Consider the following 23,270-nt stretch of genomic DNA (forward strand, 5'->3'; position numbering starts at 1 on the left):
TTAATTTTGAGATCTCAAATTTTAATACAAAACTACATGACATCAACAGTGCTGCTTTATATCATACTGGGAATTTTAACTGCAGATTTTATTTTAGAACGATTTCTTGAATTTCTGAATCATAAGAAATGGTCGCCAATTCTTCCTAAAGCATTAGAAGGGATTTACGATCAGGAAAAATATAGTCAGTCACAAAATTATCAGAAGGACAAATTGATGCCTTCGTTAATTTCATCGGGAATTGGTTTCATTGCCACGGTATTAATGATTAGCCTTGGTGGTTTTGCATGGGTTGATGAGTTCGTCAGGAATTATTTTGAACATCCAATAGCAATTGCTTTAGCCTTTTTTGGTGTGATTTTGTTTTTTTCCAGTTTACTGGGATTGCCTTTTTCTTACCATTCAACATTTGTAATTGAGGAGAAGTATGGTTTTAACAGAACAAGCTTAAAAACTTTTGTATTAGACAAATTGAAAGGCGGATTGCTAAGTATTGTAATTGGCGGTGGCCTATTGGCTTTATTAATATGGATTTATTTGCAGACCACAACAAACTTCTGGTGGATGGCGTGGTTGGTAATTGCATTTTTCATGATTTTTATGGCCATGTTTTATTCGTCCTTGTTGGTGCCTTTGTTTAATAAGCAAACACCTCTGGAAGATGGAGAATTAAAAGATGAGATTAGCAGGTTTGCAGGTAAAGTAGATTTTAAATTGGATAATGTATATGTAATGGACGGTTCTAAACGATCTTCGAAAGGAAACGCATATTTTAGCGGACTTGGATCAAAAAAGAGAATTGTCCTGTTTGACACATTAATTAATGATCTTACAAAGGAAGAGATTGTTGCGGTTTTGGCGCATGAAATTGGACACTATAAAAAGAAACATACACTTAGCGGCATATTTTTATCCTTACTGCAAACCGGACTGATGTTTTACATTTTTTCTTTGATTATTGCCAATCCCTTACTTTCGGAAGCATTGGGAGCAAAGCAGCAAGGATTTCATTTGGGATTGGTTGCCTTTGGAATTTTGTATTCTCCGATATCAACCTTTTTAGGTTTGGGAATGAATATTTTATCACGAAAAAATGAATATGAAGCCGATGATTATGCCTTAAAAAATTATGATGGGAAAGCTTTAGGAGATGCTTTAAAGAAACTATCTGTTAGTTCTCTTAGCAATTTAACGCCACATCCGGTATATGTGTTTTTTTACTATTCACATCCAAGTCTTTTACAACGATTAAAAGCATTACAGTTAATAAAATAAGCAAATGCAAGCAGAGATAATTACAATTGGTGACGAAATTCTGATTGGTCAAATAGTGGATACCAATTCAGCCTGGATGGCTAAAGAATTAAATGGAATAGGTATTAATGTAGGGAAAATAACCAGTATATCCGATCAGGAAGCTGATATAGTAAATTCCCTGAAACAGGCAATGGAAAGAGTTTCCCTTGTTTTAATTACAGGAGGTTTAGGACCCACGAACGATGATATTACTAAAAAGACATTGAGCGATCTTTTTGAAATGAATCTGGTGCAGGATGATTTTTTATTTGCTAAAGTGGAACAAAGACTTGGGCAGAGAGGGATTCCTATGAATCGTTTCAATCGGGAACAGGCTTTGGTTCCTGATGGTGCAAGAATAATAACCAATAACCATGGTACAGCTCCTTGCATGTGGTTTGAGAAAGATGGTAAGGTAGTTATCTCGATGCCTGGAGTTCCTTTTGAAATGAAGGGAATTATGCAGGACGAAATTTTACAATCATTAAAACAACATTTTTCGACACCGGTTATTTTGCACAAAACAGTAATGACTCAAGGTATTGGAGAATCTGTGATGGCGGAAATGCTTGAAGATTGGGAAGGAAATTTACCTGCTTGTGTGAAATTGGCATATTTGCCTTCTCCTGGAGTTTTGCGATTACGAATGAGTCTTTCGGGAGATAATTTGGCAGAATTAGAGAAAATTATAGAGGAGCAGTTGTCTGCGTTGAAAAAAATAATTTCCGCAAATATATTTGGCTATGATGATGAACCCATGGAATTGACCGTAGCTAAACTGTTATCCGATAAGGGAAAGACTTTAGGCACAGCAGAGAGCTGTACCGGAGGGAAAATTGCTCACCTAATAACATCTCATGCGGGCAGTTCTTCTTATTTTAAAGGCGGTGTGGTAGCATACTCAAATGAAGTGAAGGAAAATATCTTAGGTGTGAATGGTGAGGATTTGGAGAAATATGGTGCGGCAAGTCAGCAGGTAGTGGAACAAATGGCTATTGGTGCCAGAAAAGTGCTGAATACCGATTATGCAATTGCAACATCAGGAGTTGCAGGACCCGATGGAGGAACTCAGGAAAAGCCGGTTGGAACTGTCTGGATTGCTGTTGCGGGACCAAATGACCTTATTTCTAATCGATTTGATTTGTATAAAAATAGAGAACGAAATATTCAGGTGGCATCTTTAAATGCACTAAATATGCTGCGGAATTTACTTCAAAAGTAAAGGATAATATTGTTTTTATATTGAGAGGCTTTCCGTTTAGTGGAGAGCCTTTTTTTTTATCAATTTTGAATGTGATACATTTCACTTTTACCAAATTTAGTATTGCAATTGGTATCCTAAATATCTAAATTTCAGTTACTATAAATAAAATCAAAGTTAAGATAGAAATATATTAAAGCTACAAACATGTAGATATTTGGATATATGGATATTGTTGTTTAGATTTGAATCGAAATTAAAAGAACAAATAAATATGCGAAACCTTAAAATCTATTTCATTTTACTCTTAGTTGCGGGCTTTTCAATAAAAGGGAAATCACAAGCAGTAGAAATGAAGTTAAGTTTGAAAGAAGCCTTAGTAAAAGCTTCCGAAAACAATTGGGAAATTAATAAGGCGAAGGCTGAGGGAAGAGTTGCCAAAGCCGAATTCCGTCAAACAAATTCTGTTTTTTTGCCGATAGTGAATCTTTCACATTCGGGAGTTGTAACAAACGATCCGTTGAGCAGTTTTGGATTCAAATTAAAGCAGGAGATAGCCACACAGGCTGACTTTAATCCACTCTTGCTAAATGATCCTGGTCAGACTAAAAATTTTAATACTAAAATTGAGGTTCAGCAGCCATTAATTAATATTGATGGAATTTATGGCAGAAGGGCTGCGAATGCAAAAATGCAGGCTGTTGATTACAAAACTGAGAGAACAATCAATTTTACAAAGTTTGAGGTGAAGAAAGCCTATTATCAGCTCGAATTGGCTCAAGAGGCAGTTTCAGTTCTTCAATTATCAAAAAAGGCAGCTGTCGAAGCACTACAAGTTACTGAAAACAATTTGGCGCAAGGCTTTGTGCAGGAAGCAGATCTGTTATCTGCAAAGGTACGGGTTTTGGAATTGAATAATCAGTTAGCAGATGCACGTAATAATCAGAAGAGCGCAGGAGAGTTTTTGGCCTACCTTTTGGGTTTGGATATTAATGTGGTGATTGTTACTACAGATTATTTGGAGAAAAAGCCTTCCTTGTTAAATGGTTTGGAGCAAGATTTTCAAATTGAAAATCGTTCGGATTTGAATGCCTATAGAAAGAGTGTTGAAGCAAGAGAAAGTATGCTGAAATCAGAAAGAATGCAGTTTCTTCCGCGGTTAAATGCATTTGGTGCATACGAATGGAATGACGATAAACTTTTTGGAACATCAGCAAATAATTACATGATTGGAGCAAGTTTATCATGGAATTTATTCAGCGGGTATAAAAATATTGGGAAGGTTCAGAAAGCGAAGGCCGAGTTGAAAATCTCGGAGTTAAACTTCGCTGAATATGTATCCAAAAACAGTATGGAAATTCAATCTGCCAAAAGAAATCTGAAAGTGGCATATGATAAAATCGAATTGAGCAAATTAGCCAAAGAGCAGGCAGAAGAAGCATTTCGAATACGCACTAACCGATACAAGCAAGGATTGGAAAAAACTACTGATATCTTATATTCTGAAACGGTTTCGATGGCACGGAATCTCGATTATATAAACAGTTTATACAACTATCATGTTGCAGTTTTCCAATTGGAATTATTACTGGAAAAAGAATTACAATAAACAATCATACTAAAGCATCTACAGATATGAACTCAAGAAATTTTTTAATTATAGCACTGATCACATTAGGTGGATTATTATTACAATCGTGTGGAAGTGAAAGCAAGGTAAAGGAGACAGAGAAGGCTGATGTTAGCGTAGCAGTAGGAACAGCTAAATTAACAAATCAAGCTGAAACAATGAGTTTTTCAGGTAAACTGGAAGCTGAAACACATTCGAATCTTAGTACACGAATTATGGGTCAAATTGCTAAGATTAATGTAGAAACAGGTCAAAAAGTAAATAAAGGCCAGGTTTTGGTTGAAATTCATGCAAAAGATATTCAAGCGAAAAAGGCACAGGTGAAAGCTAATGAACTGGAAGCAGAAGCTGCTTTTAAAAATGCAAAGAAAGATTACGATCGTTTTACTGTATTGTTTGAGCAAAAGAGTGCTTCACAGAAAGAGTTGGATGATGTAACAACACAATACAATATGGCAAAAGCCAGATTGGAAGCTGTTAACGAGATGGGTATTGAGGTAGAGGAAATGCTTAGATATACTACTATCAAGGCTCCTTACAATGGTGTGATTACCAGAAAATATATGAACGAAGGTGATTTGGCATCTCCGGGAATGCCATTGGTTGCTATTGAAAAACAAGGCGAATTTATGGTGATGGCCCGAATTCCTGAATCTGAAATTTCGAAAATCAAACAAAATGATCCGGTGTTGGTTCAAATTAGTGCATTGGGTGACGTTAAAATACCTGGTTTTGTTTCGGAAGTCAATCCATCTTCTCAGTACACCGGAAATCAGTTTGAAGCAAAAATAGTTTTGAAGCCTGCCAATGAACAAAAAAATAATCTGTACAGTGGTATGTATGCAAATGTTTTGATTGAAAAAGGCGGAATGCCATCTATAATGATTCCAGCAAGTGTTTTGATTCATAAAGGCCAGTTGACAGGTATCTATACCGTTAGTCAGGGGGGAACAGCAATATTGCGATGGCTAAGACTGGGGAAAACTATTGGTGATCAGGTTGAAATTCTATCGGGCTTAAACGATGGTGAGAAATACATCGTCTCCTTTAAAGGAAAAATTTGGGATGGAGCAAAACTTACTATTCAATAAGTACAGCTGGTAGTTACAATAAATAAAAAAACATATGAAAACAGGATTTGCAGGCCAAATGGCCAAACTATTCATAAATTCTAAATTAACTCCGCTTTTGATGGTTGCCTTCATGGTGATTGGCATGTACAGTGCTTATTTAACGCCAAGAGAAGAAGAACCACAAATTGATGTACCCATTGCTGATATCTTTCTAAGATATCCAGGTGCCAGTCCGGCTGAAATTGAATCGAGAGTTATGCAGCCACTAGAAAAAGTAGTGGCTAATATACCAGGTGTTGAATATGTTTATTCTACATCAATGCCTGGACAGGCAATGTTAATTGTTCAGTTTTATGTTGGTGAAGACATTGAAAGATCTTTGGTTAAGATGTACAATGAGATCATGAAACACATGGATGAAATGCCAAAAGGCACTTCCATGCCTTTAATTAAAACACGTGCAATTGATGATGTTCCGGTATTGGGATTAACATTTTGGAGTGAAAATTATGATGATTTTCAGTTAAAAAGAATAGCACAGGAAGTAAACAACGAAATAGAAAAAGTTAATGATGTTTCGGAGACCAAAATAATTGGCGGACGTTCGCGTCAAGTAAGAGTTGTTCTGAATCGGGCACAAATGGCTGGTTATAACATTGATGCTTTGAGTATTGCCCGGCAGATTGAAATATCCAATCAGCAAATAGGATCAGGAGCATTTAATAATCACGACACCGAATATTTAGTTGAAACAGGTCGGTTTCTTGAAAATTCAGAAGATGTTTCAAATCTGGTTGTTGGTGTATACAATGGCAGTCCAATTTATCTGAAACAAGTTGCTGAGGTTGTTGATGGTCCGGAAGTGCCGTCGCAATACGTGAGTTTTGGTTATGGAAAAATAAATGAGGCTAAGGAAGCTGCAAAAGGAAATTACCCTGCTGTTACTATTTCAGTGGCCAAACGACGGGGGGCTGATGCAATGAAAGTTGCGGAACAAATTTTAACAAAGATAGCTGTTTTGGAACAGGAATTAATTCCTGCCGATGTTCATGTTGAAATAAGCAGAAATTACGGTGAAACTGCGTCAGACAAAGTTTCGGAGCTGTTGATGCACCTTTTAGGAGCTATTATTGCAGTTACATTTGTTGTGATGCTGGCCATGGGATGGCGTGGTGGATTGGTTGTGTTTTTATCAGTACCAATCACCTTTGCCTTAACCATGTTTAGTTACTATTTTCTGGATTATACATTGAACAGGATTACCTTGTTTGCTTTGGTCTTTGTTACGGGAATTGTGGTTGACGACTCCATTATTATTGCGGAGAATATGCACAGGCATTTTAAAATGAAACAGCTGCCGTTTATGCAGGCGGCCTTGCGTTCAATTGATGAAGTAGGGAATCCAACAATTTTGGCAACTTTTACTGTTATTGCTGCAGTTTTACCAATGGTATTTGTGTCTGGTTTAATGGGACCTTATATGAGCCCGATGCCGATTGGAGCATCCATTGCAATGATTTTCTCCTTACTGGTAGCTCTTACCATCACTCCTTATCTGGCTTATCGCTTATTGCGATTTAAAGAAAAAGAAGATGCTGATGAGAAGGCTTTTAAGTTGGAAGACTCGATGGTGTACAAACTTTATTCAGCTACGATTTCGCCCATGCTGGAATCAAAATGGAAGAGGTGGAGTTTTATTGGTACAGTGGTTGTTCTTTTACTGGCTTCAACTACATTGGTTTATTTTAAACAGGTTGCTGTTAAAATGCTTCCTTTCGATAATAAGAACGAATTTCAGGTAGTTATTGATATGCCCGAAGGAACTACCCTTGAACGTACCGCTGTGGTTGCTAAAGAATTGGCGGCTTACATTTCTCAGCAAGAAAATGTAGTTGATTATCAGACTTATGTAGGGACAGCAGCACCAATAAATTTTAACGGTTTGGTTCGTCATTACGATTTGCGTCGGGGTTCGAATGTTGCTGATATTCAGGTAAATTTAACTCATAAAGATGAGCGTGACGAGCAAAGTCACGATATTGCTAAATTAATGAGACCTGCGTTGCAGGAGATTGGAAAGAAATTTAATGCCATTGTAAAGGTTGTTGAAGTTCCACCGGGACCACCGGTAATGTCGACTTTGGTGGCAGAAATTTATGGTCCTGATTTGGAGGAACAACGAAATATTGCAGCTCAGGTAAAGACTCTTTTTGCCAAAACTGATGATGTTGTTGATGTTGACTGGTTGGTTGAAAATGATCAAACCGAATTTCAGTTTAATGTGAACAAAGAAAAGGCAATGTTGGCCGGAGTTTCGACTCAGCAAGTGGTTCATACTTTAAATATGGCATTGCAGGGGCAGGAAGTTTCCCAATTGTACCAAGAGTCTGAACACAATCAGGTTGGGATTGATTTACGATTGCAGGAGAAGGATAGAAGTAGTGTTGCCGATCTGGAGAGAATCAATATTTTATCACAATCGGGGCAGTTAGTTGCTTTGGGTGATATTGTTGATGTACATGAAAGAATTAAGGAGAAAAGTATCTACCGTAAAAATCAGAAACGAGTGGTTTATGTTACTGCGGATGTAGCCGGGAAATTGGAAAGTCCGGTTTATGGAATCATGAACATAGCTAAAAACCTAAGTGATGTTAAGCTTCCTGAAGGTTATGATTTAAAAGAGGAATATACTCAACAACCGTTTTTAGAAGATAATTACAGTTTGAAGTGGGATGGGGAATGGCAAATAACCTATGAAGTTTTCCGCGATTTAGGAACTGCTTTTGCCGTGGTGTTGCTGGTTATCTATTTGTTGATTATTGGATGGTTTCAGAATTTTAAAGTTCCTTTTGTAATGATGATTTCAATTCCATTATCTCTTGTTGGAATTTTGGTTGGACACTGGTTGATGGGCGCTTTCTTTACCGCTACATCTATGATAGGATTGATTGCCCTTGCGGGGATCATGGTGAGGAATGCCATTTTATTGATTGACTTTATTAATCTCCGTTTGGAGGATGGTATTCCGTTAAAAGAAGCTGTTATTGAAGCTGGAGCCGTGCGCACAACTCCAATTCTGCTTACTGCAGGAACTGTTGTAATTGGAGCTGTTGTAATCCTGTTCGATCCTATCTTTCAAGGTTTAGCCATATCGCTGATGGGAGGTTCTATTGCTTCAACATTTCTGACTCTGGTAATTGTACCACTTATTTATTATATGACTGAAAAGAAAAAATATCCTGTAATTGACCCTAAATCGAGTGAGATTAAGGACGAGGAATAAATCTTAAACTAATTTAAAACTTATGAAAGTTGTAATCATATTTTGTGTGAGTTCCTTTTATGATGATTTGAAGAAAATCTATCGAACTGCGGGTGTTGGGGCTTATAGTGAGTTTGATGTAAAAGGGTATACTCAAAAACATATTAAAGATGGTCAGGTACCAAACTGGTTTGCCTCTAATAAGGACTATTATGATTCTATCGCTTCTTTTTCCTTTTTAACTGACGAAAAAGGTTCTGAATTACTGAATCAAATTACTCTATTCAACAATGATATAGATTGTTGCAATCCAATGCATGCTTATATGCTGGATGTTGAAAAATTTATTTAAATAATTAGTATAAAATAAGATGAGAGAGAGAATTATTAGAGGCATTGCAGGAACATTAGTGTTGGTAAGCATTTTACTGGCAGTTTACGTAAATATGAACTGGTTGCTGCTAACTGCTTTTGTTGGTTTAAATCTGATGCAATCATCAATCACCAAATGGTGCCTGATGGATGATATTTTAAAGAAAGTTTTTAAAATGGATAATTAATTCATTTTAATTCTAGTTTGGGTATAAAGCTCTGAATGTAAATTCAGGGCTTTATTTTTTTTGAATTCTGCTGTAAAGAATAGTCTAAATTCCTGAAAAGCCTTAATATTCTATATCTTTGCCGGATAATACAGAATTATGATACGATCTACTGAACACGCATTCGAAATAATCGATACCCAGCTTAAGGGAATTCCATACGAAGCAATTGATTTCCTGAGAAATCAGGAAAATAGCGAAGAGTTAAGAAAGAAATTGGTTTTCGCCTTTACAAATGCCTACAATGGTGATGCATACTATTCTGACGAGTACAGAGTGATGTTGCCGGCACCATTATGGTATTGTATTGTTGCAGAGAAACATTTGTCGGAGGAATTGTTTGAGCCATTATTGGAACTGTTTACTGTTGAGGAAGATTGGGATTTAATGAACGAACAGGCTGTATATTTGGCAGGACTGCTTGCCAGAAAATATCCGGAACAATTCGTAGATAAAGTGCTCGGTTTTATTGAAGAAAATATTAAATCAGATAATAAAAAGCCTTATCTCTATTGTTTTGAGGCATTGTATTACGCAACAGAGGAACAGTTTGATCGAATTCATTCCATATTGGATAAGGAGAATTTTCATTGGGTAGATCATTATATTCGTGTATTGGGTGATTTACAGCGCAACGACACTCTTCAAAAATTTAAGGAGATTCTGCCAAAATTCGAAGGTAAGCATACTGCGGTTGAGTTACAATATTATATTGATGTGATGGAAGGTAAAGTTTCTGATTTTCAGAAAGGAACAGCTTTTTGTGAAATGCGCGATGCGGAATGGAAGAACCATTATCAGCAGATGGAGCATATTTTTGCTTCTTCGGAATCACCGGTCGAGCAAGGTACAAAAATCAATAGAAACGATCCATGTCCATGTGGCTCAGGGAAGAAATACAAACAGTGTTGTTTAAAGAATATGTCGTAATCAGATGTTAATTCTATGAGCAAATACTTAGAAATAAAAAAAGAGTTGTACCTGTATGTATATCAGACAATAGAAGAGAAGTTGCAGCACAATAAGCTGGTTTTGCAGGAATTGAAAGAATCAGCAGGAAGCGAAACCAAAAGCAGTGCGGGAGATAAGCATGAAACCGGACGGGCAATGGTTCATTTGGAACAGGAGAAAATGGCTCAGCAATTTGTCGGCAGTCAAAACATGCAAAGCGTATTGGCTAAAATTGATCCTGAAATTTCAAATCCTTCTATTTCTCTTGGATCTCTTGTAATTACTGATAAACTTCGGTTTTTTGTGTCTGTTGCTTTGGGAAAAGTTGAATTAGACAAAAAGGAATACTATTTGGTTTCTTTTACATCTCCGCTTGCAAAACAATTTATTGGCAAACAAAAAGGAAATACCGTTCAATTCAATAATCAAGACTATGCAATTGAAGAGATTGTATAGCTTGTTTTAATTTGCACATAGTAAGGTGATTACACGCTTTCTAAGCATGTTTCATGTGCAATTCTGCTTATTTCCTGAATTGCTCCAAATAGGTCAGCTAAATCTTCGTCAGTTGGTTCCGACCGATGATACTTTTCCAAAGAACAAATAGATTGGATGTTTTCGTATTTTAAGATGCGCTTTTTAAGCGTTGCATCAATTGGCATCACCTCTTCCAGACCATAAATAAGATCACTGTAAGTGTGATTTTGAGGCATATTTTGATGATAATCCAGTATTGCCATGATGTATCCTTCTAAAGACATCGATAACAAATTGTATCGAACGGTATTTCCCAAGATGCTTTTTTCACCTTTTGGTGTTGCTCCTTTTAGAAATTGATCACCATCCTGCATCCATCGGTTCCAGTTTAATTTTCTTGTTGTCATATCAGGTTATTTACGTGTAACGATTAGTAATAGAAACAATATAATTAGCATCCGGAATTGCATGATCCGCAGGATGTACTGCAATTTGAAACGCTTACATGTGTCACATTTCCATTTACGATTGTGAGAGGATGCAATTCTTCTTTGTCGAACAGTTTAATGTTTTCTTCTAAATTATTTCCCTGAGCGGGATACAAGGCAATTCCCATTTCAGTAAACAAATGAATGGCCATAACTGGCATTTCTCTTATTATCACCGAAAGAATTCCCTTACGTTTTAATGCAAAACTGATGTTGCCAATTTTGCTTGTTAATGCATTGGTTGGAAGCCATTCATAAGTTTTACTCAAGCTATCATATATGCAGTAAGAGGCAGCATCGTCAAATTCTTTTGTAATCTTATTTTTTGCATTTTCATGATCAACCACTGGTATCAATACTTTCATAATCCATTTGTTTGTTAGTCGTTCTAAAAAAGATACCAGCTAACAATCAAAATAAGTACCTAAAACAGATAGGTGTTCAATTTCAGATCATTAACGAATTGCAGGGACATGAAAAATTTCATTTTTGTAGGGATTCATATTGAAAATCTACAAAAATGTATGATTGTAAACATGTGGAGTAAATCATGTTGGAAATTACCGGGGAATTGATATTGCAAAAAGTAAAGCCTATTTTGCTCCCAACCAGGTAGCTTTGTGCCAGATAGCCTCCAATGGACCATGAGAATGTTTCTTGTCCCACCACGTGCAAAACAGACCTAGAATTAGAGCAAGGCTGATACCAATTAACAAGCTGTAAGTCGCACCTGTGTATTGATACATTCCCAAACCGAATCCGTAATAGATGCCGGCACCTAACATGGATTGAAATACATAGTTGGAAAGGCTCATTTTACCTATTGCTGAAAATGGTGTCAGAACATTTCGAAATGCATTGGTGTTGAAGAGTAAAACAAATCCTGATACCAAAAATACCATGAATGAAAGATTACACCATGAGGTTTCGATGGTTTGCACTGAGCGACGAATCGCTTCACTGCCAATTAATCCGCTAAGGTTTTTTTGAAGTATAAACAGGGGAACAAATGCGATGATTGAAATAATAAAAGTCTTTGTCCAAAATTTGGTGTTTTTATCTGATTTAGAAAAAAGATTCATACGACCGGCCAGCATCCCGAATAGAAAAGTTGAAAGAATATGAAAAAAACGACCATTTTCCCAGCTCCAGGCAATAACGGCTCTTTTCCCATTTGTTAAATTGCCGTATACAGTACCAAAAAATGAATCTGCTTTTACGTATTCATCCATTTTGCCGAAATAGGTCCATGATATTGGATTGGCTATTTTAATATCCGGATTTTGTATGGCTTTAAAAAGGTTAAATAATTCGTAAGGCTGAACGAACAGGAGTAAAGCAACAACAAATATCCACTTGTTGTTTAGTTTCACCAAAGGGATCAAAAATAAACCTACAAAAGCATATAGAGTAAGTATATCACCTTGGTAAAATGCTGAGTTTATAATCCCAAAAATGAAAAGAAGCAGCAAACGCCAGGCAAAGCGCGCTCTAAAATCATTGCCTCGTTTGTTTTGATTATTAGTCTGAATAAAAAAGGTTAAGCCAAATAGTAAGGCGAATATCGCGTAGGATTTACCTCCGAAAAGGAAAAACAATGAATCCCAAATCATTTTATCTAAAGAAACCATCCATGCAGGAAGGTTGGCCGGCGAAAAATAAACGTCGAAATGCTCAATATTGTGCAGGAGCATGATGGAGACAAGGGCAAATCCTCTTAATGCATCTACAACGTGCAGGCGGTTTTTAATTGCAGGGGTATTCATTTGTGACTAGCTTGGTTAAACAGAAGTTGCTAATGTAGCTAAGTTTTTTGTTTATGCCAAGGAGAAAATAATCTTCGGTTGGTTGAAATGTAAAAGTGTACTAATCAACCTGAATTAGAATGTTATAGACACTAAAAAATCCGATCGGTTTGGATCGGATTTTGTTTTGTATTTTAGAAAATTAGGATGAATTAGAACGATGCAGCTATTCCAATTTGAAAAACGGAATTTTTAGCATCTATTTCAACATAGTCATCATTGAATATTTTAGTTAATCCAAAGTTGTAGCGGGCTTCGATACTAAATTGTTTGTTAAGGTCAAATTCAAGTCCAAAATCAAAAGATAAATCAAAATCTCTCATGGCTTTGTCATAATCAGCAGTTTCACCATCTTCCTCAAATTCTGAACTTAAATGAATACCGATTTGAGGCCCTGCAACTGCAAATAATTTATCGGTTCCAAACATTTTTGCTCGAAGCAATAGAGGAATATTTAAAAAGTTGGTTTTAAATTGCAAATTACTTCCTTCACTATCTACTTTCGATCCTTGTCGGGAATAAATAAGTTCAGTCTGAAACGCCAAGCATTCTGTGAAATTTGTCCTCATAAAACCACCAAAGTAAATATCGGCTCTGGAATCACCCTTTAGGTCATCTCCGGCACAGTTTGCAAGATTTAAACCTCCTTTTATTCCGTATTTTACATCCTGAGCAAATGAAGATGTGCCAATTGCGATAATGGCAAATAATAGTACAATTTTTTTCATGTGATTTAGTTTAAAAAAATTAAAAACATGCAAACCTACTAAAAGATATTGTTTTTGATATATGTCAAGTTTGCCAAGTCTGTTGATGTTGATCAGAGACACTTTTTATGTTGTCAAGTTGTTCTGTTTGTTGATTAAGTGGAATGGCATAGACTGCAGTGTTAAGTTTCAATAACCTGCTTGACACGGTAAATTAATAGTTTCGGGGTAGTATTGCTGAATTTATTTGTTTTTGTTAACAGGCAAAGAAAAATACATTTCTGTACCCACGCCAACCTTGCTTTTTGCCCATATTTGGCCATCGTTTTTACGAACAAATTCCTGACAAAGAATCAAACCCAATCCGGTTCCTTTTTCTTCGTTGGTTCCTACGCGTTGAATGTTCTTTTCAATCATAAAAAGATTATTCATTATTTGTTCACTCATGCCAATACCGGTATCGCGTATACAAATTTCAAACACGTCATTCTTCAATTTTCCGGTGAGGGTAATCACACCTCCTGTATTAGAGAATTTAATGGCATTATTAAATAAATTGGAAACAACTATTTTTATGGTTTCCTTATCTGCCCACACTGTTTGTGCATCATCAATATTATTTAGGACATTAATTTTTTTTATTTCAGCCGTCGCCATGTTTGGTAAGATGCCTTCTTCTACCAGATTCTTTATTAGGTGTACCTCTTTATTCAATGAAATAAATCCACTTTGTGATCTGGACCATGTTAATAAATTTTCGAGCAGGGAATAGGTCGATTTTGAGGCATCTCCAACGTGATTGATCATTTCCAGACGTTCATCATCATTATAGTCATTGTAATGATGTGCTAATTCGTTATTAAAACCAATAATTGCAGTAAAAGGACTTTTTAAATCATGAGCAATAATAGAGAAAAACTTGTCTTTTGTCGCATTTAACTTTTGAAGGTTTTCTTCGCTTACTTCTAATTTTTTGATATTGTCCTCCAGAAGTAATTTTTGTTCATTAATAAGTTTATGCTGTGATTTTAAAATGATATTGTTCTTTTTGGATCTTAAAAAGTAAAATGCCACAACTGCAATCGAGAGAATGAGTATAACAATAGCAAGCAAAGCCAGTGTGTACTTGTTTTTCATGATAATAGCAGCATTCTCGGCCTGTTGATTTTTAAGTGCCAATTCAAGCTGTTGCTTCTCTATTTCATTCTTAGCCTTTTGTTCTTCAAATTCAACCAAATATTCAGCTACTTTCTCACTTTTTAAAGAATCGATGGCATTATTTGCCTTTTGCAGCGATTTGTATGCTTGTTTATGATCTCCAATTTGTGAATAGGCTTTGGCACTCATCTTATAAATTTCAGGATATTCTTCCTGTACACCAATAGAATCGGATATTTTTAAGCATTTATCGAGAACGTGAATACTTTCGGAGTACTTTTTTTGTTTGAAAAGCATTTCTCCTTGTTTGCGGTATGCACGCGCCAAGATGTGCTGATAATTATTCTTGATACAAATTTCGCTGGCTTTATCAATATAGTATTTTGTTGAATCAAAATTGTTGATGCCATTGTAATATCCCGATAAGGACAGATACAGATAGGATAGAACGTATTTGCTGTCAATTTTTGGAAGCAAGGATTTAATTTTCAGGTAATCGGACTTAGCCTCTTTAAATTTTTGATTTTCTACCTTTAAAACCCCAATATTGGAATAGGAAATGGCTAAATCTCCCACGTTAGTGGAATTTTGTTCCAAAGCAATGGATTTTTGAAAATAATTTAAAGCCAATTCATAATTATCGAGTCGTTTGTAAATTGCACCAATGTTGTTGCAGCAAACAGACAAACTGGTTGTATCCTTTAATTTTTCTGCAATTTCAAGTGCTTTTAGATTATAATTAAGACTTTTTAATTGATTTGATTCATAGGAAGCCAAATAACTCATGCCACTGTAACAATCCAATAGGTTGACGGAATCTTTTTCCTGAATAAATTGACTAAGAGCCTTATTGAAATTTTCCATTGCCGGCTTTAATTTTGCATCTTGAATTAGTGCGCGGGCAGTGTATAAATTGGATACAGCCAAACCATGATCGTAATTAATCTTCTGAGCCAGCAGCATTCCTTTTTGGCTGTAACGCAAAGAGCTGTCAATACTTATACCTCCAAATAAATAAGCCATTTGATTGTAATTATCTACAAGCTGTTCTTGATTCGATTCAATTCGGTTCTGCTTCTGTAAAGAATCAATTTGAAATTGCTCGCTGTTTTGAGCCGTTGAAGAGAATGTAAGGCAAAAAAAGCAGAGACAGAACAGGGCAATTTTGAATGGAAATACTTTTTTCATCATCAATTCTTTGGTAGGATGCGAAAATAGCCAAAAAAATAAAATATATCAGATTTACAGAACATCTTTTGATCTTATATTGAGGAAACAAGCCGTTAATTCCTGTATCCCGACCAAGGGAAATTTTTCGTTCACAAATAATGGCTTTTCTTGTGAAAACAGTCTGCTAAAATTCCTAATTATTGGTTCATTTTAGTACGGAAGGGTTAAATTCTATATGAAAACCCTCTTTTCGTTGCTATAGAGCGAAATACATAAGAAACAGTTCTGTTTCGGTTTCTTCTCAAAACCATTTTCTTTTCTTAAAATAGATGAGCATTATTACAGCCAAAATGATCATTACCATCCACATAATAAAATAGCTGTATTCGTAATGAAGTTCTGGCACAACATCGAAATTGGTGCCATAAATACCCGCAATAAATGTGAGAGGAATAAAAATGACTGAAAAAATGGTTAAAAATTTCATGATGTCATTCAGCTTGCTGCTTATGGTTGTGTGGTAAATCGTAAGCTGGTCGGAGAGGATTTCACGATAACTGTCTGAAGATTCCGTTGCCTGATTAATGTTATCCTGAAGCTCTTTAAAATGAACATCTGTAGAGTCGGCTATTAATTCCGATTCCATTTTCGAGAGGTTCAGGATCATTTCTCTTGCGGGTTTAATGTTTTTCCGCAAAAAGTTTAATTCACGTTTATAGGAATTAATATCGTCAATCACCGACTGTTTTGGTTCCAGCAGCAGGTTTTCCTCCAAGGTTTCAATTTTTTCCCCAAGCACACTAATGATATAGATATAATTATCGATTACAATATCCAGTAAGGCAAAAGCAAGATAATCTGTGCCCGAATTACGTATTCGTTTTTTATGCTTTCTTATTCGTTCGCGTACAGGTTCAAAAACATCACCTTTTATTTCCTGAAAGGTGATTAAAACATTTTCTGTGATGATTAAACTTAAATTTTCAACCTGAATTAAATCTGTTTCATTATCCTGCCGCAGCATTTTTATGGAAATGAAAATGCAATTGTCGTACTCCTGCACTTTAGGACGTGCATGGGTATTCATTACATCTGCCATAATAAGCTGTTCGAAATTAAAGTCTTTTGCGATTTCCTGCATAATGTCTGTATTATGAATTCCATCGATATTAAACCAGGTTACGGATTCTTTTTCTTGGTATTTTAGCACTTCGCTTACTGTTTTAACAGCATTCTCTTCCAGATTATTGGCATCGAAATCGATAACCCGCAACAACACATTATCTATTTTTTGTTCTCCCCGAAACAGTAATTCATCCGGCGAAATACCTATTTCCTGTTTTGTTTTTAATATAAATCGTGCCATTGGTTTGCTCTTATATTTTAGTTTTTTCAAATTCCTTACTGTATGGTAATTTCCAGTAATACTTAAATGTAGCCATCATACACAACATGGCAATGGAATTATATGAAAAGATATTGGCAGCTATTTTAGGTGTTGGTGAGCGGGAGAGAACAGACACCTCAACCCCGGCCCTTCTCCTCGAGGAGAAGGGAGCCTTCTTTCAAAAAAAATGTTTTGATACAGGAGCTGTATTCTCCTCTCCTTAAAGGAGAGGGATAGGGTGAGGTTTTTGGAAAGTTATGGAGCGAACAAACTGTTGACGTGCTGAAAGAGATAAGAAAAGCCAACGTGAGGTGGCTTTTACTATTGTATTAGTATACTGTTTAGAACTTATTGTCTTTTCTTTGTTTTTTTACATTTTTCACCATCTTGCCAAAACTTTTATCCTTTTTTTTCTTTTCTTGCACAGTCGATTCAAAATGTGTTTTTTCCCGGTGCATTTTCTGAAAGTTCGCATATGAGTTGGGATCAATTTCACCATTTTCAACAGCTTCTAAAATCGCACAGCCTTTTTCGTGTTGGTGGGTGCAGTCTTTAAACCGGCAATTTTCTGCATATTCCATAATGCCGTCGAACGTCATTTCTAAACCACTGGCCGTGTTTGCAATTCCAACTTCCCGCATCCCTGGGTTATCGATTAAAATCCCGCCATTTTCGAGCACGATTAATTCTCTGTGGCTGGTAATGTGTTTCCCTCGGTCGATACTTTCGCTGATAGCTCCTGTACTCATTAGTTCTTTACCGCTTAGCTTGTTTAGCAGTGTCGATTTTCCCACACCCGAGGAACCCAGCAAACAATAGGTTTTCCCCTTATTTATTAGTGTTGCTAATTGATCCAGTCCGGCATCTGATTCATTGCTGATGGCAATTATAGGAACATCTTTTATGCGTTCCGCAATCAGATTTAGAAAAGTTTCCAACTCGGCAGCAGTAATTAAATCAATTTTGCTAAGAAGTATAATTGGTTCCACATTAGAAGCATAACAAATGGTCAAATACCGTTCTAAACGGTTGATATTAAAATCGCGGTTAACAGACTGTACAATTATGCCGTAATCGATATTTACTGCAATTATTTGTACCTGTCCTGATTTGCCAACTGCTTGCCTCTCAATTACTGAACTGCGGGGGTAGATGGCATGAATGAGAGCTTTTCCTTCATCGAATTCAGAAAATGCGACCCAGTCGCCAACGGCCGGAAAGTCATATCTGCTCTCTGCTGTAAAGCGCAAATTACCTATTAATTCAGAATCAAACTCATTTGTTGGAGTTTTTACAACATACCTTTCCTTGTGTTCCGATATAACCCTACCTATAGCAAATGAATCTAAATTTTGTTCAATTCTATAGCTTTTAAGTGTGGTTGTATCCCAAATCTTCGTAAGTCATTATTATTGTGTTTATTACTGATTGTGCTTTTTTAAAGCACGAAAAATAGTGTTGTGCGATTTATAACTTGTTGGTTAGTTATCAACTAACTCAGAATTATTATTGGAATATTTTTGAATTAAAGAAAGCAATTTCGCTTTTTTAATTGGTTTTGAAATGTATTCATCACATCCTGCTTCTTTTATTTTAAATGCATCTCCATTTTGTGCATGAGCAGTAACTGCTATGATTGGTAAATCCTTTCGGAATGATTTAATCAGATGAGTCGCTTCAATACCATCCATTACTGGCATTTTAATATCCATTAAAACAAGAGTGATATCCTGATGTATCTTGCATAAATCAACAGCCTTTTGTCCATTGCAGGCTCTTAAAATTTTGTTACCGTTTTTCAATAAAATCTCTTCAAAATAATAACAGGAATCGTCATCTTCAGCAATTAATATGAATGGCGTTTTTTTTTCTTTGATTGGTTTTTTTATCTTCTTTGGTTTTGAAGAAACTGCTGGTGTAACGTTTGGAATAGATAAAAAAACTGTTGTTCCAATATCTTTTGTTGATTCAAGACGTATTTTTCCACCAAGCAATTGTATTATGCCTTTGGAAATAGATAAGCCCAATCCACTGCCTTCATGACCACGGGTGTCAGAAATATTTTCCTGCATAAAACTCTTGTATATAATCTTTTGTGAATCCTTTCCAATCCCTTCACCTGTATCTTTTACAAAGATTTCAATTTCATTGTTTATTAGTTCAAAGCCCAGAGTAATACTTCCTTTTGTTGTAAATTTTACCGAATTAGATACTAGTTTAGATACAGCTTTTTGCAGTAATTCTCCATCCGTATTTAGGATGAAATGATCAACATTATCGGGAAATTGCATTTTAACAGCCACATTCTTTTTTATACAGGACTCCTGAAAATTATGATAGATATTTGTCAGCAATGAGGAAATATTAATTGGTTGAGGGTGTACCTCCATATTTCCGGAAATTATCAGTGATATATCCATGATGGCGTTAATAGTATTAAGCAGGCGATCGCTACTGGAATTTAGAATTTCCAAAAATTCCTCTTTTTCTTCCATTGTAATATCTGATTGTATTATAAGGGGGGCAAACCCAAGAATACCATTGAGTGGGGTTCTTATTTCATGAGAAATATTGTTCATAAAGGCCGTTTTTAGATGATCGCTTGCTTCGGCTTTGTTTTTGGCATTCACTAACTCTACAGCGCGTTTTTCCTTTAATTTGTTTTGATAAGCAAGTTCTTCGTTGGCAAGAATTAGTTCAGCAGCCCGTTTTTCTTTTAATTCGTTTTGATAGGCAAGTTCTTCGTTGGCAGTGATTAGCTCTGCAGCCCGTTTCTCTTTTAATGCGTTTTGAAGAGCCAGTTCTTTGTTGGCAAGGAGTAATTCTTGCTTCGCGAGTTTCTGCTCGGTGATATTTTTATCGTATAATATTGTTAAGGAATTAAACTCTTGCTGCAATTTATGCAACTCTTTTATGAAATCACTTTTTGATTTTTCTTGAGTATCCATAATATGGTTGTTTTGGATGATAAATTTTTATAAGTGCACCAGCATCGATCAGGTAAACGTAATTTACACTTTTATCTTCTAAAATTAACAAAACATTATTTAGAAGAATGAGTTTAATTGTGATAATGGTTCTAAATAAAGGATAAATAGAGTGTTAACTATTTTAGGCATTGGTGAAGCGGGAGAGAACAGACACCTCAACCCCGGCCCTTCTCCTCGAGGAGAAGGGAGCCTTCTTTCAAAAAAATGTTTTGATACAGGAGCTGTATTCTCCTCTCCTTTAAGGAGAGGGATAGGGTGAGGTTTTGAAAAGTCGCAGATTCCTTAAGGTGAATAGAATTGGTAACTGGTGAGCGGGAGAGAACAGACACCTCAACCCCGGCTCTTCTCCTCGAGGAGAAGAGAGCCTTCTTTCAAAAAAAATGTGCAGATATCAGGAGCTGTATTCTCCTCACCAAATTAGAAAAGGGATAGGGTGAGGTTTTGAAAAGTCGCAGATTCCTTAAGGTGAATAGAATTGGCAACTGGTGAGCGGGAGAGAACAGACACCTCAACCCCGGCTCTTCTCCTCGAGGAGAAGGGAGCCTTCTTTTAAAAAAAATGTTTTGATACAGGAGCTGTATTCTCCTCTCCTTTAAGGAGAGGGATAGGGTGAGGTTTTAAAGATCAGAACAAAAAAATAAGGGGCTTGGAGCCATAAAAAAAAGCCACTGACGTGGCTTTTTAATTCTTAAACGGTTGGTATTGATTACATCTCAAAAATCATTTTTTTCAACTTTGATTGAGAAAACAAATCATAAACATATAAAATGGTTTCATTTCTTTACAGTTTTCATTGCATCAAAAACCAATTTAGCAACAACTTTTGCTCCTTTAGGTTGAAAATGCGTATTGTCTGATTGTCCTTCCGGGTAGGCTTCATATACGCCGGCGGGTAAATTCATAAAATAATTATTAGTTACATATTCCTGACCTTTCCTGCTAAAAGTATCCATAGATAATTGATTTAAATCAATAAAACAGACCTGCATTTCGACAGCAACATCCATGGCTGCTTTTGGGTATTCACCATGAACATTTTCTAAATGACTGTCTTTCCATGGGTAATTTCTGCATACAGGAGTAAGAATAATTGGAACTGCGTTCTTTTCTCTTGTTTGAGATACAAATAATCTTAGGAACTCCTTGTAGCTTTCAATATCGGTATAACGTTCCGGTTTGTTCTGTGCTGCATCATTATGACCAAACTGCATGATTACAACATCGCCTTTTTTCAGGTTTTTACATACTGATCTCCATCTTCCTTCCTGAAAAAAGGTTCTTGTACTTCTACCTCCCCGTGCACGATCATCAATAACAACACTGTCTGTATCGAAAATATTTTTGAAATCAGTTAAATCAGTTCCTGTAAATTGTTCCTGAAATACCTGCCCCCAGCCTGTTACCGGATATCTGGTTTTGTAATAATCTTTACCTTCTTCGTAATTATCAGCATAATCAGCTACGGTAGAATCCCCGATTAGATATATAGTCACTGGTTTCTCTTGCAAGGAAGAGCAACCGAACACAAACAAAATCAATAATAAAAGATTTCGTTGATGAAAAATTAAATTCTTTTTCATTTTTATTAAGTTTTAATTGTTAATTATTTACCCTGTTTCAGGAAACAAATCAATTCTGATCAATCTTTTTCCAATACCAGTACCCAATCATTTCCATTTGATTTATCTCCCGGAGGATCAAAGGATTTTATGCCTTTGGCTTCGAATGTACCTATTTCAATATAGGATCCGTTTCGGGGATTGTACCATGATGCTTTCACTTCGCTTACATCCATTTTTTCCAGATTGATATTCATTATCCGACCAGTATAGGTGTAAATAAATGCATAATCGCGGCCTTTTGCGGCGGATAGATAATCGTATTTTTCGCCTTGCTCATCTGCAATAAGATCTTGTGCAGGAATTCGGTCGAAATAAGATTTTGATAAAATCAATTGCTTCAGGTATTTCATCTGGATGGCTCCCGGAGCATTTAGCGCCGGTTCCCAGTACTCTTTCGAACCATAAGCCGGATTCTCATCTCCTTCCTTATGAAATTGCATAATGGCATTATTGCCGTAGGTAAAACCGCAGCCACCTGTAAAAACCGACCAGTAAGCATATCTTCTGCAATCAGAGTCGGTCCATAAGGGTTGAGTGGTATCGTGAAGTCCCTGAGGAATACCTTCGTAAGAAGGTTCTCCATCAAGAGTTGGTTTTACCGGAATTTTCGCATAATCAGCAGCAGCATATTTCCAGTTGTCTTCTCCATGATAGGGAAGGTCCGTGTCCTGATCGTATCTTCGGTGTCCCGATTGAAACATATTAAAATCAAGCCAGTTTTCATTATGAAACCATTCTGATGATTGCATTCTGCCAAAAGGGTGGAAGGTAATCAGCTGTTTCGGACTGTTTTGCCGAATGGCTGATCCAATAGCCTGCCAGGTTGATGTGGAGTCACAGCCCTTTGTATCGCCACCATTCATCCAAATTACATTTGAACAGTTTTTATACCTTAGGGCTAACCATGCCGCGTATTTTTGCGCCTCTTGCTCAGACACGTTACCGCTTTTTACATTCGATCCCCAAACCGGTACCAGCGCCATGTATAATCCTTTTTGATTCGCTAGATTTATTAGGTAATCGATGTGATCCCAATAGTCGTACTGCTCAGAATTTTCGGCTGAATTTCCCAACGTGGTATCCGGTTGATCAACATGACAGTCTATGAGGGCAGAATCTCCGTAAACATTCACTGCTTTTGTAACATCATGCAAAACCATTGCCTGTATTACATTAAATCCTTTTTGATGTCTGTCTTCAAAATATCTTTCTGCTTCTTCGCGCGTAAGTTTTGTGAAAAGCAACCATCCGGTATCACCCAACCAAAAAAATGGTTCTCCATTTTCAGTAGTCAGAAATCTTTTGTTTTCAGAAATCTTAAGATTGGAAAGTGAGTCTGATTTTGAATTACAGGACAAACACAATAGTAAAAATGAGAATAAAGTGAACAGCGTGGTTTTTTGCATATTTTGAGTGTTTACAATCTGGATGTGAAAAAATGCTTTGTGAACAAT

General features: G+C 36.3%; 20 protein-coding genes. 10 read left to right on the forward strand and 10 right to left on the reverse strand.

Annotated features, from left to right (window positions below):
• Positions 1–36 precede the first annotated feature (36 nt).
• The 9 genes from ACHZAX_RS08560 (at position 37) to ACHZAX_RS08600 (ending at position 10,468) form a co-directional block, all read left to right on the forward strand.
• On the forward strand, positions 37–1,275 hold the full coding sequence (locus tag ACHZAX_RS08560) for a M48 family metallopeptidase (RefSeq protein ID WP_101309489.1): 1,239 nt from the start codon (positions 37–39) through the stop codon (positions 1,273–1,275).
• Positions 1,276–1,279: 4 nt separating this feature from the next.
• Positions 1,280–2,518, forward strand: a complete 1,239-nt coding sequence (locus tag ACHZAX_RS08565; protein WP_320018795.1) for a competence/damage-inducible protein A — start codon at positions 1,280–1,282, stop codon at positions 2,516–2,518.
• 253 nt (positions 2,519–2,771) lie between these two features.
• Positions 2,772–4,106 (forward strand): TolC family protein, encoded by a 1,335-nt coding sequence (locus ACHZAX_RS08570; protein ID WP_320018796.1) that lies wholly within the window; start codon positions 2,772–2,774, stop codon positions 4,104–4,106.
• Between the two features lie 26 nt (positions 4,107–4,132).
• The gene (locus tag ACHZAX_RS08575; RefSeq protein ID WP_101309492.1) at positions 4,133–5,218 is read left to right on the forward strand and encodes an efflux RND transporter periplasmic adaptor subunit; all 1,086 of its coding nucleotides are present in this window, start codon (positions 4,133–4,135) and stop codon (positions 5,216–5,218) included.
• Between the two features lie 34 nt (positions 5,219–5,252).
• Positions 5,253–8,483 (forward strand): efflux RND transporter permease subunit, encoded by a 3,231-nt coding sequence (locus tag ACHZAX_RS08580; RefSeq protein ID WP_320018797.1) that lies wholly within the window; start codon positions 5,253–5,255, stop codon positions 8,481–8,483.
• 22 nt (positions 8,484–8,505) lie between these two features.
• Positions 8,506–8,814, forward strand: a complete 309-nt coding sequence (locus ACHZAX_RS08585; RefSeq protein WP_101309494.1) for a hypothetical protein — start codon at positions 8,506–8,508, stop codon at positions 8,812–8,814.
• A 19-nt stretch (positions 8,815–8,833) separates the two neighbouring features.
• Entirely contained in the window at positions 8,834–9,022 is a 189-nt protein-coding gene (locus ACHZAX_RS08590; protein ID WP_101309495.1) for a YgaP family membrane protein, read from the forward strand.
• 138 nt (positions 9,023–9,160) lie between these two features.
• Positions 9,161–9,991, forward strand: a complete 831-nt coding sequence (locus tag ACHZAX_RS08595; protein WP_320018798.1) for a YecA family protein — start codon at positions 9,161–9,163, stop codon at positions 9,989–9,991.
• A 15-nt stretch (positions 9,992–10,006) separates the two neighbouring features.
• Complete coding sequence (locus tag ACHZAX_RS08600) at positions 10,007–10,468, forward strand: 3-oxoacyl-ACP synthase (RefSeq protein ID WP_101309498.1); 462 nt, start codon at positions 10,007–10,009, stop codon at positions 10,466–10,468.
• 29 nt (positions 10,469–10,497) lie between these two features.
• Here ACHZAX_RS08600 and ACHZAX_RS08605 read toward each other — a convergent pair whose 3' ends face one another.
• The 6 genes from ACHZAX_RS08605 to corA all read right to left on the reverse strand — a co-directional run bounded on the left by ACHZAX_RS08605 (position 10,498) and on the right by corA (position 17,183).
• The gene (locus tag ACHZAX_RS08605; protein WP_101309499.1) at positions 10,498–10,896 is read right to left on the reverse strand and encodes a hypothetical protein; all 399 of its coding nucleotides are present in this window, start codon (positions 10,894–10,896) and stop codon (positions 10,498–10,500) included.
• Positions 10,897–10,940: 44 nt separating this feature from the next.
• Complete coding sequence (locus tag ACHZAX_RS08610) at positions 10,941–11,342, reverse strand: NifB/NifX family molybdenum-iron cluster-binding protein (protein WP_101309500.1); 402 nt, start codon at positions 11,340–11,342, stop codon at positions 10,941–10,943.
• Between the two features lie 228 nt (positions 11,343–11,570).
• Positions 11,571–12,743, reverse strand: coding sequence for a DUF418 domain-containing protein (locus ACHZAX_RS08615; RefSeq protein WP_101309501.1), 1,173 nt, complete (start codon positions 12,741–12,743; stop codon positions 11,571–11,573).
• Between the two features lie 191 nt (positions 12,744–12,934).
• The gene (locus ACHZAX_RS08620; protein WP_320018799.1) at positions 12,935–13,510 is read right to left on the reverse strand and encodes a porin family protein; all 576 of its coding nucleotides are present in this window, start codon (positions 13,508–13,510) and stop codon (positions 12,935–12,937) included.
• 222 nt (positions 13,511–13,732) lie between these two features.
• Positions 13,733–15,835 (reverse strand): tetratricopeptide repeat-containing sensor histidine kinase, encoded by a 2,103-nt coding sequence (locus ACHZAX_RS08625; RefSeq protein WP_320018800.1) that lies wholly within the window; start codon positions 15,833–15,835, stop codon positions 13,733–13,735.
• A 283-nt stretch (positions 15,836–16,118) separates the two neighbouring features.
• Complete coding sequence (corA, locus tag ACHZAX_RS08630; protein WP_320018801.1) at positions 16,119–17,183, reverse strand: magnesium/cobalt transporter CorA; 1,065 nt, start codon at positions 17,181–17,183, stop codon at positions 16,119–16,121.
• 86 nt (positions 17,184–17,269) lie between these two features.
• Between corA and ACHZAX_RS08635 the strand changes: the two genes are divergently transcribed.
• Positions 17,270–17,428: a hypothetical protein gene (locus tag ACHZAX_RS08635; protein ID WP_320018802.1), complete on the forward strand. Its 159-nt coding sequence runs from the start codon at positions 17,270–17,272 to the stop codon at positions 17,426–17,428.
• A gap of 117 nt (positions 17,429–17,545) precedes the next feature.
• On the opposite strand, the gene rsgA is transcribed toward ACHZAX_RS08635, so the two are convergent.
• The 4 genes from rsgA to ACHZAX_RS08655 form a co-directional block, all read right to left on the reverse strand.
• Entirely contained in the window at positions 17,546–18,454 is a 909-nt protein-coding gene (gene rsgA / locus ACHZAX_RS08640) for a ribosome small subunit-dependent GTPase A (RefSeq protein ID WP_320018803.1), read from the reverse strand.
• A gap of 231 nt (positions 18,455–18,685) precedes the next feature.
• Positions 18,686–20,152 (reverse strand): hybrid sensor histidine kinase/response regulator, encoded by a 1,467-nt coding sequence (locus tag ACHZAX_RS08645; RefSeq protein ID WP_320018804.1) that lies wholly within the window; start codon positions 20,150–20,152, stop codon positions 18,686–18,688.
• A gap of 815 nt (positions 20,153–20,967) precedes the next feature.
• Complete coding sequence (locus ACHZAX_RS08650) at positions 20,968–21,774, reverse strand: rhamnogalacturonan acetylesterase (RefSeq protein WP_101309507.1); 807 nt, start codon at positions 21,772–21,774, stop codon at positions 20,968–20,970.
• Between the two features lie 59 nt (positions 21,775–21,833).
• Positions 21,834–23,222 carry a glycoside hydrolase family 140 protein gene (locus ACHZAX_RS08655; protein WP_320018805.1) on the reverse strand — a complete coding sequence of 463 codons (1,389 nt, stop codon included), beginning with the start codon at positions 23,220–23,222 and terminating at the stop codon, positions 21,834–21,836.
• Positions 23,223–23,270 lie beyond the last annotated feature (48 nt).

This window comes from Labilibaculum manganireducens (assembly GCF_963665805.2).
Taxonomy (GTDB): domain Bacteria; phylum Bacteroidota; class Bacteroidia; order Bacteroidales; family Marinifilaceae; genus Labilibaculum; species Labilibaculum manganireducens.